The sequence below is a fragment of the Paenibacillus sp. FSL H3-0469 genome (assembly GCF_038051945.1).
GTDB lineage: Bacteria > Bacillota > Bacilli > Paenibacillales > Paenibacillaceae > Paenibacillus_AQ.
In genome coordinates this window covers 5,075,071-5,091,843 of sequence record NZ_CP150302.1, presented here as the reverse complement: position 1 = coordinate 5,091,843, position 16,773 = coordinate 5,075,071, and the positions used below count along the sequence as shown (strand labels likewise).

14 protein-coding genes are annotated in these 16,773 nt (G+C 57.1%); 4 read left to right on the top strand and 10 right to left on the bottom strand.

Annotation, left to right across the window (positions count from 1 at the left end):
- Positions 1-50 precede the first annotated feature (50 nt).
- Positions 51-1,004: a diacylglycerol kinase family protein gene (locus NSS83_RS22425; RefSeq protein WP_341346496.1), complete on the top strand. Its 954-nt coding sequence runs from the start codon at positions 51-53 to the stop codon at positions 1,002-1,004.
- 345 nt (positions 1,005-1,349) lie between these two features.
- Here NSS83_RS22425 and NSS83_RS22420 read toward each other — a convergent pair whose 3' ends face one another.
- From NSS83_RS22420 to NSS83_RS22410, 3 genes are read right to left on the bottom strand one after another with little or no spacing between them, the layout of a single operon-like run.
- Positions 1,350-1,655 (bottom strand): hypothetical protein, encoded by a 306-nt coding sequence (locus tag NSS83_RS22420; RefSeq protein ID WP_341182784.1) that lies wholly within the window; start codon positions 1,653-1,655, stop codon positions 1,350-1,352.
- A gap of 49 nt (positions 1,656-1,704) precedes the next feature.
- Entirely contained in the window at positions 1,705-2,523 is an 819-nt protein-coding gene (locus NSS83_RS22415) for a TrmB family transcriptional regulator (RefSeq protein WP_036722147.1), read from the bottom strand.
- A 36-nt stretch (positions 2,524-2,559) separates the two neighbouring features.
- The gene (locus NSS83_RS22410) at positions 2,560-3,390 is read right to left on the bottom strand and encodes a zinc ribbon domain-containing protein (protein ID WP_341182785.1); all 831 of its coding nucleotides are present in this window, start codon (positions 3,388-3,390) and stop codon (positions 2,560-2,562) included.
- A 278-nt stretch (positions 3,391-3,668) separates the two neighbouring features.
- Between NSS83_RS22410 and NSS83_RS22405 the strand changes: the two genes are divergently transcribed.
- Both NSS83_RS22405 and NSS83_RS22400 read left to right on the top strand, forming a co-directional pair.
- The gene (locus NSS83_RS22405) at positions 3,669-4,043 is read left to right on the top strand and encodes a hypothetical protein (RefSeq protein WP_341182786.1); all 375 of its coding nucleotides are present in this window, start codon (positions 3,669-3,671) and stop codon (positions 4,041-4,043) included.
- A 284-nt stretch (positions 4,044-4,327) separates the two neighbouring features.
- Positions 4,328-4,990 (top strand): GTP pyrophosphokinase family protein, encoded by a 663-nt coding sequence (locus tag NSS83_RS22400; RefSeq protein ID WP_341185151.1) that lies wholly within the window; start codon positions 4,328-4,330, stop codon positions 4,988-4,990.
- 989 nt (positions 4,991-5,979) lie between these two features.
- Here the strand turns inward: NSS83_RS22400 and NSS83_RS22395 are convergent.
- The 4 genes from NSS83_RS22395 to NSS83_RS22380 form a co-directional block, all read right to left on the bottom strand.
- The gene (locus NSS83_RS22395) at positions 5,980-6,954 is read right to left on the bottom strand and encodes a hypothetical protein (RefSeq protein WP_341182787.1); all 975 of its coding nucleotides are present in this window, start codon (positions 6,952-6,954) and stop codon (positions 5,980-5,982) included.
- Positions 6,955-6,993: 39 nt separating this feature from the next.
- Complete coding sequence (locus NSS83_RS22390; protein ID WP_341182788.1) at positions 6,994-10,083, bottom strand: DEAD/DEAH box helicase; 3,090 nt, start codon at positions 10,081-10,083, stop codon at positions 6,994-6,996.
- Between the two features lie 328 nt (positions 10,084-10,411).
- Positions 10,412-10,630, bottom strand: coding sequence for a hypothetical protein (locus NSS83_RS22385; RefSeq protein WP_341182789.1), 219 nt, complete (start codon positions 10,628-10,630; stop codon positions 10,412-10,414).
- A 125-nt stretch (positions 10,631-10,755) separates the two neighbouring features.
- Positions 10,756-13,206 carry a TIM-barrel domain-containing protein gene (locus tag NSS83_RS22380; RefSeq protein WP_341346495.1) on the bottom strand — a complete coding sequence of 817 codons (2,451 nt, stop codon included), beginning with the start codon at positions 13,204-13,206 and terminating at the stop codon, positions 10,756-10,758.
- 198 nt (positions 13,207-13,404) lie between these two features.
- On the opposite strand from NSS83_RS22380, the gene NSS83_RS22375 reads away from it, so the two are divergent.
- Positions 13,405-14,169: a TspO/MBR family protein gene (locus NSS83_RS22375; RefSeq protein ID WP_341182791.1), complete on the top strand. Its 765-nt coding sequence runs from the start codon at positions 13,405-13,407 to the stop codon at positions 14,167-14,169.
- Positions 14,170-14,290: 121 nt separating this feature from the next.
- On the opposite strand, the gene NSS83_RS22370 is transcribed toward NSS83_RS22375, so the two are convergent.
- From NSS83_RS22370 to NSS83_RS22360, 3 genes are all read right to left on the bottom strand, one after another.
- Complete coding sequence (locus tag NSS83_RS22370) at positions 14,291-14,671, bottom strand: RidA family protein (protein ID WP_341182792.1); 381 nt, start codon at positions 14,669-14,671, stop codon at positions 14,291-14,293.
- 109 nt (positions 14,672-14,780) lie between these two features.
- Complete coding sequence (locus NSS83_RS22365) at positions 14,781-15,443, bottom strand: oxidoreductase (RefSeq protein ID WP_341182793.1); 663 nt, start codon at positions 15,441-15,443, stop codon at positions 14,781-14,783.
- 24 nt (positions 15,444-15,467) lie between these two features.
- On the bottom strand, positions 15,468-16,742 hold the full coding sequence (locus NSS83_RS22360; RefSeq protein ID WP_341182794.1) for an MFS transporter: 1,275 nt from the start codon (positions 16,740-16,742) through the stop codon (positions 15,468-15,470).
- Positions 16,743-16,773 lie beyond the last annotated feature (31 nt).

Below are 16,773 nucleotides of genomic sequence, written 5' to 3'. Positions count from 1 at the left end.
CTTACAATGGGATAAGACATGCAGGAATCTACAGGCTGGGGGAAGCATCCATGTATTTGTTCATCATCAATTCCCGCTCCGGCGGCGGAGCAGGGCTGCGGACCTGGCACACCATCCAGGCCTTGCTTGAGAAGCGGGCCGCTGCGTATGAAGCGCTATTCACACAGAGCGCTGACAGCGCAGAGAGCCAGGTGCTGCACGCGCTGGCCCGCCGCGAGGACTGGCGCGCCGCCATCGTTGTCGGCGGCGACGGCACGATCCACAGTGTGCTGGGCGCACTGCGGCGCAGGGGGGTCCCGCTGGGAGTCATCCCGGCGGGTTCGGGCAATGACACCGCGCGCGGGTTCAGCATCCCGCTCGCGCCCGGGGCAGCGCTGGATCACGCGCTGCAGGAGCACTGCATCGAAGCCGATCTGCTTCACGCGGCAGGTGGCCTCACCCTGACCGCGGTGGCCAGCGGCTTCGACGCGCAGGTGGCCGTCAATGTGAACGGCAGCCGCTACAAGCGGCTGTGTAACGCCATTGGCGCCGGGCGCCTAGCCTATATCATCGGCGTGCTGCATACGCTGATGACCTTCAAGCCCTGCCGCGTCAGCGTGACCTGCGACGGCAAGGAGCAGGCCTTCGATCAGGCGTGGCTGGTCTCGGTCTGCAACCTGCCCAGCTACGGGGGCGGGCTGTTGATCTGCCCGCAGGCGGAATCAGGCGACGGCCTGCTTGACGTCTGCGTCGTGCACGGGGTCAGCCGCGGGCAATTGCTGCGGCTGTTCCCGACGGTGGTGAAGGGCAGGCACACGAAGCTGCCCTATGTCACGATGCTGCGCGGACACAGCGTAGCCGTGCACTTCGCACAGCCGCGCCACGCCATCGGCGACGGCGAAGCGCTGGGCACCGCGCCGCTGGCCGTGGCTTGCGAGCCGGGCGCGCTGCGCGTGCTCTCGCCGCTGGCAGCAGCCGGGGCGCCGGGCGAAGCCGGGCCTGGTTCCTGTCACGCCAGCGTCTAGGACGGGTGCGGCGGGACTGTAGGCACATATGTGGCTCGGCATAACGGACTGAGGCGCTCTTATTCTGGATGAAAGTCATAAATCAGGCAAGTAAGGGACCACACGGACCTTATTCTCTGAAATACTGCTCTTAAGTATCGTTTTGAGCTACCTTAAGGTCCACTCTGTCCGTTAAGACACCAAAAGTGGTGTTCTCCAAGGAATAGAGTCTCTCAGGTCCGTTAGAAGGAAGCAGATTGGTTTGGCTAATGAAAAAGTTGGAATAATATTTCTCCCAACACAAAGAGCAGGCCCCGGGAATTCCTCTGGACCTGCTCTTTGTTATCTGGAACCCCGCCGCTCCGGTTACAGCCCTGTTGGCTTCTGGGGCAGCAAGTTGCCGACAATCGACTTCAGCTCACCCTCCGGCTTGCTGTTTTTCTTCCCGTTGTCAAAGCTGGTAATGCGGATCTCGGAATAACTTTCTCCCGGAGCCACGGGCTTGAAAATCCATTTCTCCCGGTTATCCAGCCGGACGTTGAACTTCATGTCCTTGAACATCTCCACCAGCTCCCGTTCTCCCGGGGTCTTGCCCTCTTCCAGGAACAGCAGTCCGCGCAGCGGCTTGATGCCATCTGCATGCTGCACTTCAAAATGTACAATACACTCCATGCTTGTCACCTCCCTTGCTTAGTGAACTTGGGCACTTACTACTCCAGCCCTATTCCTCCGGCTCTTCTCCGGATTCCTCCTGATCATGCAGCACATATTTGCTGTAGATCCGGCTGTAGCGCTCCCCGTAGCGCCGCTGCAGTTCGGGACCCATATCTTCCTCCAGCTCGAACAATACCAATTCCTGTGTAAAAGATTTGAGCAGCAGCTCCACCAGCACCGGATGCTCGGTAATCACGGCCTGGGCGCTCCCGTCCTCATAACGCATGCCGAGCATGCACCAGCTCCGGTCCACGACGAAGGAGAACTTACGGCCTCCGCTGCGTTCCGGCTTACCCGGCAGGGGCGGCCATACCGGATAAGGTGCCGGTACAGCATCGCCGCCGTCAAAAGCCCACAGCAGCTTCACTCCGCGTTTCTCCGCCTGCTCAAGCTCACTGCGCAGCAGCGAGGCTTCCTCCCGCCACACATCCACTACAATCTCTTGAGCGGCAAGATTCAGCTGGCGGACCAGCTCTCCAATGACATTCCGGTCACCCTCCACGTTGTAGAAGGAGGGGCTGACCGGCCCCCCGCGCGGCATTTCACTCTCCATATAGGCAAGCGAGGCCTGCACCCGGCCGGATATCATCGTGGCCAGCTCTTCCGGGTCCAGCACACTATAGCGTGCCGGCTCCCCTTCTCCGCAGCGCACATAGCCTTGCTGAGTCAGGCGCTGAAGCGCCGCGTATACGTTCGATCTTGATACTCCTAGCTGCTTTGCCACTTCGTAGCCCGAAGCCTGGCCCTTGGTGGCCAGCTCAACCATAATTTTGGATTCCATCTCTGTGAAACCCAAATTGCGCAGATGCAGCAGCAACTGTTCCATCTATGTTGTCCCCCTAAGCTGTCAGTACTACACTGTCTATATTTGTTCCGAGCCGCAGCGCGGGCACCACATGGAGCCCTTCGGCAGATCGGCGCGGCAGATCTGGCAATTCACGATCTCCCGTGTATCCGCGTCTCCGGCCACCCGCTCTTCGGCTGGCTCACCTGCTTTCCAGTCCCTGATCCGGCGGTCCAGCTCCAGTTGCCGCTCCCGTTCCCGTTCCAGTTCATCTGCCTCCCGGCGGCTCCGGTCAGAACCTGAAGCCATCCGTTCTGCTTCCTCCAGCTCTGTCTCTTCCTCCAGTTCGGGCAGCACCTCCGCGTACTGCACACGTGCTTCGGGTCTTCTCGCCAGCTCGCGTTCCGCTTCGGTCAGCTCTTCCTCGCCGTAGTACTGGTCTTCCTCATCTTCATGCTCCAGCACCGTATGTACGGTAACCGCAGATGGCGCTGCAGCAGCGGCGGCCGCCGAAGCCGGCTCTTTACGCAGTGAAATCTCTTTATCTTCCGGCTTGCGTGCTTCCAGCTTACGTCCGCAATGCGGACAGAAATTGGCATCCAGCCCTACGATCTGACCGCAGGCGCACAAGCGTTCATTCCTCAGTTCGGCAATTCTTGAGCGTACGTCCTCGATCTGCTCCTGCAGCTTGTTACAGCCCCGCGCAAGCTCGATCATCTTGCCTTCAGCCACCGACATATCCCTTGAACGATATCCCTCGTAGAACAGCTTCCCCATTTTCAGAAATTCAACCTGCATCTCATGCTCAATATCCGAAATCTGCCCATTCAGCTTGCTCACTTCCACCGAGCTTTGCGCTTTTTCACTCACCCGGCTGGCACCGTCTTTAATGCGTTGCAGTAAATTCATTGTAGTTCCTCCTTCTCCAGAGTGAGAATAGGCTGATTCGCAGCCGCGTATATCCTTCCATTCCGATTGCCGCTCCATGCAGCAGCGGAAACGTGATTCTATCATACCAAAAGTCCACGGCAGATTCATTATTTGTCGTCATGTGGTAAATACCAAGTAGAGCGGCTAGCGTTCATATTGGAATGAGTATGCTGCGGAAGAAGCAATCATACATTTTGCCTTCTGCTGTTCTTCGTTCCTGCGTACCCGTACATTATCGAATGATGGAGGGATGAATTGTGCCTAACGATAACCTTAACCGATATTTCGTCTCAGTGAATCACGGTCTGATTCAGGAAGAGAGGGGCGAATCCGGTGACTACGAAGTTCTGCTGTCCAGTGACGGGCTGACCGTGCTTCAGGATCTCCTGGCCGATCTGGCCAGCGGGGATGAATACGCCTTCAGGCGTGCTCTGGTTCCCTACAAGTCAGCCGATCATGATGATGCCGCAGAGCAGTTCGATGACGCCACCATCCGCCTGTTCCAGTATCTGCACGACCACGGCACTGACGAGACCCGCCTTCAGATCGAAGGATTGAACGTCCTGCAGAAGCTCGAGAATACGGGCTACCAGGATGAAGGTTACGGCACTGGCTCCCCCACCAACAAATAAGAATGAACGGAGCTACGCCATAAGAACGGATTAATGCCTATACTGTGCTAATACGCGCCGGAGGGAAGAATGTTTCTCTTCGGCCAGGGTTACGGTTTTATTTTGCTTCCGGGGCTGTACATCGGTTAAAATAGAATCAGAACCGCAGCTAGCGCTGTATATGATTGCCGTAGTCATCCATTCATGGTCTACAGTCACAAATTACGATCACCGGGAGAGTTTCAGTGGAAGAATATGATAGTACAAAAGTAACATTGAACAAGTTGCAGGTCCACGTGAAGGATATGCAGAAGTGGCAGATTAACGAGGATTTTGCCAAGCAGGTTGAGAATTTCAAGGCTTTGCCGGCGCTGTACCGCCATGCTCTGAATGAGCTTGAGAATAAAATCGATATCATCCGGACCGAGTGGCAGGTGCGTGACGGCTTCAGCCCGATCGAGCATGTGAAGTGCCGGATCAAAGAACCGAAGAGCATTGTGCAAAAGATGCAGCGCAAGGGCTATGAGCTGAACCTGGATAATATGGAACAGCACATCCATGATATTGCAGGGATGCGGATTGTCTGCGCCTTCGTGAAGGATATCTACCGGCTGGTGGATCACCTGTGCGCCCGCGAGGATATCCGTGTGCTTGAGATTAAGGATTACATCGCCCATCCGAAGCCGAACGGCTACCAGAGCCTGCACCTTATCGTGGCGATACCGCTGGTGCTGCTGGATGGCACACGCTGGGTGAAGGCAGAGATGCAACTACGTACGCTAGCCATGGATTTCTGGGCCAGCATGGAGCATATTCTCTACTATAAATTCGACAAACAGCTGCCCTCTCATGTGGCCGAGGAATTGAAGGAAGCCGCCCGTGCCGCCGATGAGCTCGACCAGAAGATGCTCCGTCTGCGCCGGGAGATCCTGGAGCTGTCAGAAGGCAGCAGCGGTAACGAGTCTTAATTGTGCAGTGCAGTACAGAACACACATAAACTTAGGATGAATTGGCCGCAGCTAGGCCTTTATCCGGCTACAAGAGGGGCACTTTTGTGCTCCTCTTTTGTTTTTGGCTTGATGTGGTAGGGCCGCCCTACCACCCAGCTTGGGCTAAATCAGGGGTACTCCTGCACCTCATTCCCGCCTTCCGCCCGGTTTGGGCTAATTCAGGGGCACTTCTGCTCCTCATTCCCGCCTCCCGCCCGGTTTGGGCTAATTCAGGTGCACTTCTGCCCCTCATTCCCGCCTTCCGCCCGGTTTAGGCCAATTCAGGGGCACTTCTGCACCTCATTCCCGCCCGAAGAATATTGGCTACCTCAGCACACCGACTTCTGGCCGAATCAAAGGGATTTTTCCCTTTCATTTCTCCATTTCGCCGACTTCTGGCTGATTCAAAGGGATTCTTCCCTTTCATTTCTTCATTCCGCCGACTTCTGGCTGAATCAAAGGGATTTTTCCCTTTCATTTCTCCATTCCGCCGACTTCTGGCTGATTCAGTGGGATTTATCCCCTTCATTCCCTTGCAGCCTCCCGCAACCTACCCGGCGCACTGCTCTCAAAACTAATATTACTTGTAAGATCATCTCTTGCGTTCGTGTCCCAGCATCTGATTCATTTCCACCAGTTGGTCTAGTTTACACTCTATATTACTTAAAGAGCAGCTTCAGTCGCCGAACAAACATTGTAGCCTACAGCTCATTCAATCCCACTGAACCTATCCGTGCAACCCGGAGCTTATTCAAGCCCTACTCACGAACCCATGCACCTACAGCTTATTCAAGCCCGCCTCACGAACCCATGCACCTACAGCTTACTCAAGCCCCTACTCACCAATCCACGCACCTACAACTTGCTCAAAGCCCAGCTATAAATCCACGAACCTGGAGCTTACTCAAGCCCCTACTCACGAACCCATGCACCCAAAGCTTATTCAAGCCCACCTCACGAACCCGCAGCTACAGCTTATTCAAGCCCGCCGCCCGCTTCGCGGCGGCTTCCGAGACCCGGCGCATCAGCAGCGCAAGCCCTTCACGGGCCTTCGGTGTCTGCGGCAGAAGTGCGCTCCAATCCTCCTCCGGTTCCATTACCTCAGGCATTGCCGGAAAAGGACGCGAGGAGATCTCATGAAACAGCGGCCCCGGCTGGTGCAGTGAGCCTTCAGCCGCAGCCTCGGCCAGCCATTCTCCAGAGGATACAGCCGGACCCTTGCGCTCCAGCCGGGCTAACTCGGCCGCGAGCGACACAGATGCAGGCGCATCTTCTTCCGCACTCCGCTCGTTCTCCTGTTCCGCCCACAGGGCGAACACACCGGAGAGCAGCTCTTCCTTGGACAGTCCGCGCAGGGCGAACGCAAGCAGCGGCTCCTGGGTAAGCTGCTGACTGATCCGCTCCACCAGTTTCTCGGCGGGCAGCAGACCCGTGCCCTGTTCATCCGCTGCCAGCCTCAACTCATCATCCGCAGGCAGCAACTCCAGCGCAGCAAGCCCGCCATTCAGGCTGCCCTGCAGCAGGTCATACAGTTCACCCGGATGCGCAGCGAGCTGATGCAGCACTTCATTCTTCCGGGCGGGTGTCCACTGTGGAATAAGCAGAGTGACAGCCTCCCGCTGCACCTGCGATAGTGGCGCCTGCTGTCCTTGCTGTACCTGCAGCACGGGTTCCGTCCTTTTTCCCTGCCCTTGCTCCGCCCCCTGCCTGTTCCCTGCCCTTTCTCCTTGCTGCACCTGCGGCACTGCTTCCACCCGCTCTCCTTCCCTTGGCTGCACCAGCTGCTTATTCTCCACCCGCCGGCCCAGCTCCCCTTGCTTCTCTTTCCCCGCTCCAGCTTTGCTGCTGCGTCTGTTTGCTGCTTCAGCAGCAGGCCCCACAGTCCCGGTGGCCTTGATGACCCCGGGCAGCACCTCCAGCCGCAGCTCCAGCAGCTCATTCATAGATGCTTCCTCCTTCTGCCTTACAATCTTTTGCACAATCTACATCCAATCCTGTCCCTGCAGTTCAATCAGCTCTTTGAGCTCATGGTTCGACATCTCGGTCAACCAGTTCTCGCCGGAGCCGACGACCTGCTCGGACAGGCTTTTTTTGCGTTCAATCAGCTCGTCGATCCGCTCTTCCAGCGTTCCCTGGCAGATCAGCTTATGCACCTGTACATTCTTGTGCTGTCCAATCCGGAAGGCGCGGTCCGTCGCTTGATTCTCTACAGCCGGGTTCCACCAGCGGTCATAATGCAGCACATGGTTGGCCCGAGTCAGATTGAGGCCGACGCCGCCTGCCTTAAGCGAGAGAACGAAGAAGGCCGGACCTTCTCCCTCCTGAAAAGCATGCACCATCTCGTCGCGATCACGCTTCGAGATGCCGCCATGCAGGAACAACGGTGTCTGCCCGTATCTTCGGGCCAGCCGGCTGACGAGCAGTTCGCCCATAGCTACATACTGGGTGAAGATCAGCGCTGATTCGCCAAGCTCGGAGATGCTGTCGAGCACCTCGAACATGACGTCCATTTTGCCCGAAGGCTCACTGCGCAGGCTCCGCCCCTCGTCCTTGCGGAACAGCTGGGGATGATCGCAGATCTGCTTCAGCTTGGTCAGGGAAGACAGCACCAGTCCCCGCCGGGCCATGCCCGAGCGCTCACCGATGACGCCAAGCATCTCATCCACAACCCCCTGATACAGCGCGGCCTGGGTCTCCGTAAGCGGACAATAAGACTTCAGCTCAAGCTTCTCCGGCAGATCCTTCGAGATATCCGGGTCACTCTTGAGACGCCGCAGCAGGAAGGGCGAGACCAGCCGGTGCAGCTCACGCAGCCGTTCGCCGCCCTCTCCCGACACATAACGCTGGCGGAAGGAATGGTACGTACCCAGATAGCCTGGGTTGAGAAAATGGAAAATCGACCACAGCTCGCCCAGCCGGTTCTCCACCGGAGTCCCGGTCATTGCGATCCGGTTCGGCGCGCTCAGCTTCATGACGCTCTGCGCCTGCTTGGTGCGGTGATTCTTGATATACTGCGCTTCATCCAGCACAACGGTAGACCAGCGTACCCCGGCCAGATCCTCACTGTCCCGGCCCGCCAAATGGTAGGTAGTCAGCACAATCTCATGGCTGGCCGCCAGTTCCCTGAACCCTTCGCCGCGCACCCGCCGCCCTCCATGGTGAATATGCAGGCTAAGCGAAGGGGCGAAGCGCTGCAATTCCCGCTGCCAGTTGCCAAGCAGCGAGGTCGGGCAGAGAATCAGCACAGGCTCCTGCTTCTCACCTGGCGGGGCATTCAGCGCCCGGTCCAGGAGGCAGGTGATGACCTGTATGGTTTTGCCGAGGCCCATATCGTCAGCCAGGCAGACGCCGAAGCCGAGATTGCTGAGCGTGGTAAGCCACTGATACCCCCGCTCCTGATAAGGACGCAGTGTCCCGTTCAGATCCTCCGGCACGGGACGCAGCGGCATTCCGCGCAGCACATCGCCATTCATGAGGGAAGCCAGCAGGCCCGAGGTCTCCATGCCGGTAACCGACATACCCTTCCACAGCCGCTCCTCGCCCTCTTCAGCCTCCAGGCGCATCCAGTCGGCTGCGGTCATCTCTCCGCTCTCACCACGCTTAATATACTTCAGGACCTGACGCACTTCCTTCGGGTCCACTTCAATCCATTCTCCCCGGAAGCGCACAAAAGGCACACCCGCCTCCACCAGGGCATTCAGTTCATCCTCAGTGATGTCCGAATCCCCCAAAGAGGCTTCAATGCGGAAGGAGATCAGCTCTTCCATGCCCAGCGCCGGCTGAACCGGACCATCCATTCCGCCAACCGGCGGCTGCATTTTCATTCTCATGCCGATCCGCCGACGTCCCTCACGGCTCCAGCGCGATGGCATCTGCACCGTAATTCCCCGCTCCCGCAGCAGCTGCACGCTCTCCTTCAGGAAGAAATACAGCCGCTCCGGCGCCAGCTCAATTCCGCGCGGAGCCGGTTCAGCCAGCGATCGCCGGATATCCGGCGAACTCTTCGCCGCCCGTCCCAGCGCAGCAAGCAGCTGCTGCTGGATATTGCGGTATCGCTTGCCCCAGAGAGTGAATTCCCGCTCCCGGCTGCTCCACACCGCTTCCGCCGGAATCCAGAATTCCCCCTCCTCCCGGCTCTCCGCCCAGAAGGTCAGTTGCCACAGCTCGCTCTCCTCCGCCGGCGGCTCCAGCCGCAGGCCCAGACTAAGCTGTCCGCTGCGGGCCTCCTCGGTCTCGAAATGCGGCACCTCATGGGCCGCCGTCTCGTTCACCACGGTCAGCAGCTCCGTCACCTCAGCCGGGGTCCCCTGCACGGGAATATCCCGGCTGCCGGTGAGCAGACTGTTCCACCACAGCTCAGTCAGCGGAGAATAGCCGCGGCGGTAGTTAGCCTTATACGGCGCCAGCGCGCTCTCATGGGCGGCAACCACATTCTTGATCTCAGCGGTCATGACCGCCTGCAGGAAGGAATACAGCACATACCCGCCCGCTTCCTCGCGCGAGGACAGGTCGCCTTCCTCTGCTACATGCGTGCCGAGCGCAAGCACCGGCATAGAAGCCGCCATCTGCAGGAAGAACTCCTTATCCGCCTCTTCCCGGAACGCCGGTGACCAGCATACGGCAGCAGCCTGTTCGCCGCCGCGCCGCCGCGAGCCCACCTTGCGCGGGGGCTGAGCTCCGGGCACAATCCCGCCTTTGCCCATCAGCTCCAGCGCGAAGCGGGCCGCTGCCGACCAGTAGCGCAGCTCTCCTCCAGGCTCAATGCCCTGGGCGCGGCTCGCCTGCTCATCCCAGGCCAGCAGCAGCTCGAAGGCATCCTTCGGAGACAGCGCCAGTCCTTCCAGCGTGCGTCCAGGCAGTCCGCGCCGCGCCGGCTTGCCCTCCGCAGCAGCGGCCGCAGGATACTTCACCTCCGCCAGCCGCAGGGCAGCACCCGCAAAAGGACGCCAGCCACTGCGGAGCTCCAGCCGTTTGATCACACGTGTCCATGCGTCCACCTTCGGCTCGGAGGTTTCGCCCGAGAAGCAGAATAATACGTCCCCTAACCATATTGCATACAGATGCTTAATCATTGTTGGTTGATCTCCATTCTTGTGAGCAAACAGCAAGAGCAGCCCTTCCACTCCGGAAGACTGCCTCCTGCTGCGCGAGAAATATATTATGAAGCTGCTCCGGCGATAATAGCTCTAACCGTACAGCCTTCCTGTTACGTTGTTTGCTGCAACTTTTTCTTCATCCCTTCATCTTATACGAAAAAGCCTATATTTAAAAACTTTTCTGCACATTTTCTGTGATATTCAGCAGATTGTTGTTCAGATCAGGCCATTACTGTCCAGGCAGCGGGATAGCAGCGCCAAATGGGCCATAAATGATGCAAAGCACCAAGGTGTTGCACAAATGTCAACTCTGGTTCAAATAATAGACGGCCTTCAGGGGGAAAGTTGTAAGAATGGCAGCAATTCTCTCTACCAGCCGCTTGGATGAGCGGGATTCATGCCTTTCATACAACATTTTGGAGTAATGCTCGAAATAATACAGGGATTGTTGCATTTTGGGCAGCATATAGCCGCGGAAAGTCCCGAAAAGTGCAGCATCACTGTCATCAGGTTGGGGTTGCATCAGCCGCCTCTCCCCTAGCACAGCAGAAAGAACCAGCCTGCCTCTCCAGGCAAGCCGGTCCTCCAATCCCGTGCAGCAACTCGTGCTGGACTACCACACTATGACGGGTTATATTTACCTGCCCCCTAATCCGTATCCGCCAGAATCCGCAGCTCCCCGCCCCCGGCAGCGTCCGCTACCTGAACGATGATCGCGCCGTTCTTGCCGTTCCGGGCCCAGCCCAGCGCCCCTTCATTCAGCTCTTCCAGACTAATCTCCGCAAGCCCCTCTACCGCAGCAACAGTGAAGAACGGATAGCAGAGCGCGAACCGCAGCGTCTCCCGGCGCGGCTTGTAGTCATGCACCGCATATGCCCACTTCAGTGCAAGCACACCTTCCCCGCCTTCAGCCTGCACGGTAAGCTCCGTATACTGCCCCTTGCGGTAGCTGAAGCTGTGGCCGTCATCCTCATACAGCCTGAAGGACGAAGAGAAGCCCTCAGCCGCTTCCGCCCCATAGAGGTGGAAAATAATTGTCTCCTCCGTATCCTCCAGCGCATATTGTCTCAGCGGGCCTTCGGCCACGAAGCTTCCTGCCTTCACATACATCGGCATGATGTGCAGCGGCGCAGCCGCAAGAATATGGCGTCCGCCTTCGTGGATCTCCCCGTCCCAATAATCCAGCCAGCGGCCTTCCGGCAGATAGACAGAGCGGTGATCCGTATCCGGGCGGTAGACCGGGGCAATCAGCACATTTTCACCCAGCAGGAACTGGTCGCACAGGTTACTGACATGCGGATCACGCGGATATTCGAGCACCAGCGGACGGATGACAGGCAGACCGCTCTTCTCCGCTTCATGAAACAGATTATACAAATGCGGCATCCAGCGGTACCTCAGCCCGATGAATTCACGCAGAATCCCTTCCACCTCTTCTCCGAAGGACCACGGCTCCTGGCGCAGCGTCCCGATGGAGGAGTGATTGCGGCAGTATGGGAAAAAGACACCCATCTGCGTCCACCGCACCAGCAGCTGCGCCGACGTATGATGGGCGAACCCGCCGATATCCGGCCCCGAGAAGGCCAGCCCGGACAGCCCCATGTTGAGCACCATCGGCATCGCCATCGCCATATGCTCCCAGAAGCTGCGGTTATCGCCGGTCCATACGGCCGCATAGCGCTGGATGCCCGCATACCCGGCACGGGTCAGCACAAACGGACGCTCGCCCCCCATATGCTCGGCCAGCCCCTCATAGGTCGCCTTGGACATCATCATCCCGTACAAGTTATGGTACTCCTCATGAGTAACCGGCCGCCCGTTGTTGAAATGCATCACATCCAGATCCATTGTCTTGGTCTCATTGAAGACCGCAGGCTCGTTCATATCGTTCCAGATGCCCTGAATGCCAAGCTCCGTGTAGTATTTGTGCAGATCTCCCCACCACTCGGCAGTCCGGCTGTCGCTGAAATCCGGAAAGGCGCTGATCCCCGGCCACACCTCACCGAAGAAAATATCGCCCTCCAGGCGGCGGCAAAAGTGCTTCTCCAGCACACCTTGCTTATACACCTCGTATTTGGGGTCTTTTTTGACGCCGGGATCGACAATCGGGACAATGCGCACGCCCAGCTCCGCGAGCTCCGAGATCATTTTCTGCGGATCAGGGAAGTTAACAGGGTCAAAAGTGAATACGCGGTACTCGTCCATATAGTGGATATCCAGATAGATCACATCGCACGGGATATTCTTCTCACGGAAGGTCTTGGCCAGCTGCAGCACCTCCTGCTGATTCATATAACTGTAGCGCGACTGGTGGTAACCAAGCGCCCACTTCGGCGGAAGCGCAATCCGGCCGGTGAGCGTGGTGTATCTTTTGACGACATCCTTCATCTCAGGCCCGTTAATGAAATAGATATCGTACGCTCCTGTAGAGCAGCCAATGGTAAAAGCAATGCCGTGCGAGCGCATGTCGAAATCACTCCGGCCCGTATTATCCAGAAACAGCCCGTAGGAGAGGTCACCGTGCATGTGGATAATGAGCGGAATCGACTCATAGAGCGCTTCAATCTCCGGCAGATGCGGGGCGAACACATCGGTGTTCCAGTTCGTATAACGCTCCCCGCGTTTATCCAGGAAGCTCGACTTCTCACCCAGTCCGTAGAAATGCGAGTCCGGCTGCATATCATATTCGGCATGGCTTGCGCCGCGCGGGTTCCAGCTCGTCAGATTTTGCTGCATAACCACCTTGCCTGACGTATTCTCCACACGGAGCAGAAATGAGACCTTCTCAATAATCAGCCGGATGGCACCCGTAGAGAAAATGAGCTGCTCCTCCGTCTCCTCTACCGGAAACAGATGCGGAATACAGCAGTCCTTCAGCACCGCTTCCGAGGTGGTCAGGTCCGGCACCTTATCATGGAAGACCTTCATCCGGAACATATCATCGCTCAGAAAGATAAAAGCCATTCCGGCGCATTCCCCCCTGACAATGTAGATATTCTCGGAGCGTTCCCAGGACACCACACTGCCCGGCGTGTTCCAGGTCTCCTTCATCACCAGCGGCCCCATCTTCTCGGGGCGTATCGCCTCACTGCTCTCCATGTATCTTCTCTCCCTTCGCTGCTTGCTGATCTACTTCCTGACTACATATTACCCCGGGCCTCAGGAATACTATCCGCAATTGTTATGACCAATTGGTCATTTTTTTCGCCGGATTAGTCTTATTTGCTGCCAAAGCGGGTATATTCTATATAGGCCAAGGCCAAAACGTAATTATAAACCAAGTTAGGGAGTGGTCATATGACTGGAACTAATCCTTATAAGTGGGGGAATTTGCTGCTCTTCCTCGGCGTCATTGCCGTCAATACCCTTTCGGTCGTCCTGCCGCTTGGCGGGAACAGCACCGCCGAAATCTCGGACAGGTATCATACGTACCTCACACCGGCCGGATATGCTTTTTCCATCTGGTCCCTGATCTATCTGCTGCTGGCGGGATTCATTATTTATCAGTTCCGCAGCGATACCGGGGGCAGGGAGTCTGTCCAGCGGATCGGGATCTGGTTCATGCTCAGCTGTATCTTCAATATGGGCTGGCTGCTCCTCTGGCATTATCTGTACATTGAGCTGTCGCTGGTGGCGATGGTGCTTCTGCTGCTCTCTCTGATCGTCATTTACCGCAAGACCCGCTTCATCGCAGATCCCACGGCTGGCGAGAAATGGCTCGTGAAGCTGCCGTTCAGCCTGTACCTCGGCTGGATCTCGGTAGCCACCATTGTCAATGTCAGCGTTGTGCTGGTGAAGAATGACTGGGACGGCTTCGGACTCAGTGCCCCGTTCTGGGCAGTCATCATGCTCTGCGTCGGTGCTGTATTGGCTGTGCTGGTAAGCTACCCGTACCGGGACAGCATCTACCCGCTCGTCTTCGTTTGGGCCTACATCGCCATTGCTATGGAGCATAAGGACACGAATGAGGTGTATTTCACCAGCCTGATTGCAGCAGGACTTCTCTTGCTCTACAGTATCTGGCTGCTGCTGACTCCGCGCCGTTCCCGCAGCAGATACTAGATAAATTGAATTAATGGTTTTCTGTTTTGGGATATGTGAACGCAAAATCCCCCGCACGCCTGATTCACGTGCGGGGGATTTCGCTGTGCTATACCTTGACCGGTTGTAACCGGCCGGGGTCTTATTTCTTGCGCGCTACCGCTTCGATCTCGACCAGCGCGTCTTTCGGCAGACGGGCTACCTCAACGGCACTGCGGGCCGGGTAGGGCTCGGTGAAGAAGGTGCTGTACACCTCGTTAACCGCCGCGAAATCATTCATATCCTTCAGATACACGGTTGTCTTCACTACCTGATCCATTGATGCTCCGGCCTCTTCCAGGATGGCCTTCACATTGTTAAGCGACTGGCGTGCCTGCTCCTGCACACTGACCGGCAGTTCCGCCGTCTGCGGGTCCATTCCGAGCTGGCCTGAAGTGTAGACCCAGTTGCCGGCAACAATCGCCTGGCTGTAAGGGCCGATCGCTCCGGGAGCTTTGTTTGTAGCTACTTGTTTCTTGGACATAGTGAACGCCTCCTGCATGCTGTACGCGGCCTGTAGACCGCTATATACATTCTAATCGTATGCCTATTGTAAGTCCTGTAGTCTGCGGTTTGCAAACCCTGCTGCCCGGTTAATGCTTGCCGATCACATGAATGACTTCATTCGTGTAGATATGCACGCCGCCTGTATCAGCCAGAGCAATATTCATCATCGCCCGCGCAACCGTGGCTGCTGGAATGGCCCGGAACTTCGCAGCCTTGCCTACCATGGCGAAATCCAGCGCCTTCATCAGCACAGCCGCTGCGCGTTCACCCAGCCTGAATTCTGCCCGGTCGCCCAGCAGCAGGGACGGCCGGAACAGATGCAGGCCGTGGAATCCGGCAGCAATCAGGCCCTCCTCCGTCCGCCCCTTAATCCGGCTATAGAAGGTGCGTGATTTGGCGCTGGCTCCCATAGAGGACACAGCCAGGAACTGCTTCACGTTATGCTCTTTGGCCAGGGCCGCAGCGGCAAGCGGATATTCCAAATCTACACGTTCGAACTGCTCCTGCGAACCCGCCTGCTTAATTGTTGTTCCCAGGCAGCAGAATACTGCATATACACCGGCGAATTCCCCGCTGTATTGCTCAAGCCGGTCCCAATCTACTTGAATCTGTCTCAGCTTGGGATGCTCAAGCGCAAGCGGACGGCGGACCAGTACACGGACCTCGTCCCAACTCCCGCCCAGCAGGTCCCGGGTCAACGCACTGCCGACCAGGCCTGTAGCTCCCAGTACCAATGCAATTCTTCTCACCGAAATAGCCTCCTTATCTTCCTCCTATTCATCCCTCAGAATACGGCGGCCCAGCAGCAGTGCCAGGAGTATCATCAGCACGCCTACCACTAACTGCATGCCGTAGATCTGCATCCACTGCGGCCATTCCTTAATCCATTCGTAGATACGGCCGCCCAGCAGCGGGCCGAAGAAGGCCGCCAGTCCGGTAAGCGCCGCATACATTGCCATATACATCGGCCGTTCGCGCTTCGGCGTATCGCCAATAATGAAGTTGAACGCGAGCTGGTTGAAGCCGCCCACGCCCACACCGAACACAATATGGGCTGCGAATAATACAGGAAGCATCGGCAGCACGGACAAGAGCCCCCAGATTAGGGAAGAGACCGCGATAATCGGCAAGGTCCAGAGCAGCAGCCTCTTGTTACTGTGCCTGGCGTTCAGGTTGCCCCATACATAGAAGCTGGCCATCATGAAGACCGTCTGTGCCACATTTAACAGGGACAGCTTCTCATAATTGATATTCAGCAGCTGCAGCATGACATACGAATACAGCGGGACAGTCAGGTTCTGCAGCAGCAGCCATGCAGACAGGAACAGCGTGGATTTCATGAACAGCTTGTCCTGAAGCGGCTTCCTGAGCATCGGCAGAAAGGCCTTCTCTTCGGATTTCTCAAACGGCACATCCGGGTAGAAGAAGAACACCACGATGTTCGAGATCGAGAAAATCCACACTACAATATACAGGATAAGGAATCCGTGTCCGCCCGGATAACGGTCAAGAATAATACCGCCCCCGTACATCACCAGGCTTCCCAGTGCATTAAGGAATGTATTACGAATGCCGAAATACCGGCCCCGGACCCTTGCAGGCACCAGGTCACTGATAACCGAGTTCCAGAGCACACCACCGGCGGTGTTCGCAATGAAAGCAATGGTATACAGAACGATGAAGGCGGTAACCCAGTGCTCTTGCGGGAAAATAAACGGAACCAGCCCCGTAGATCCCCACAACAGACGGTGTAAGCCAATAAAAGTCACGAGCGCCCACTTACGGCTCGGCAGCCTCTGGATCAGGAAGGCCACACCGATCTGTGCGACGTTCACCAGCGTAGTAAGCGCCAGGACAAATCCGATCTGACTGGAGCTGGCACCCAGGTATAACAGGAATCCTGTAAGAAATTGGCCTTGCAGCAGCACCTGGAATATGGTGGATGGTATCCCCTCAAAGGTAGCGATCTGCAGATTCTTGCGGTGTACGGAGGCCTTGCGCAAATCCTTGGAACGGTTCCGCAGCGGCCGGCTTCTCATGATGTTCATGGGGGAATGACTCTCCTTTGATGCGGCTTTT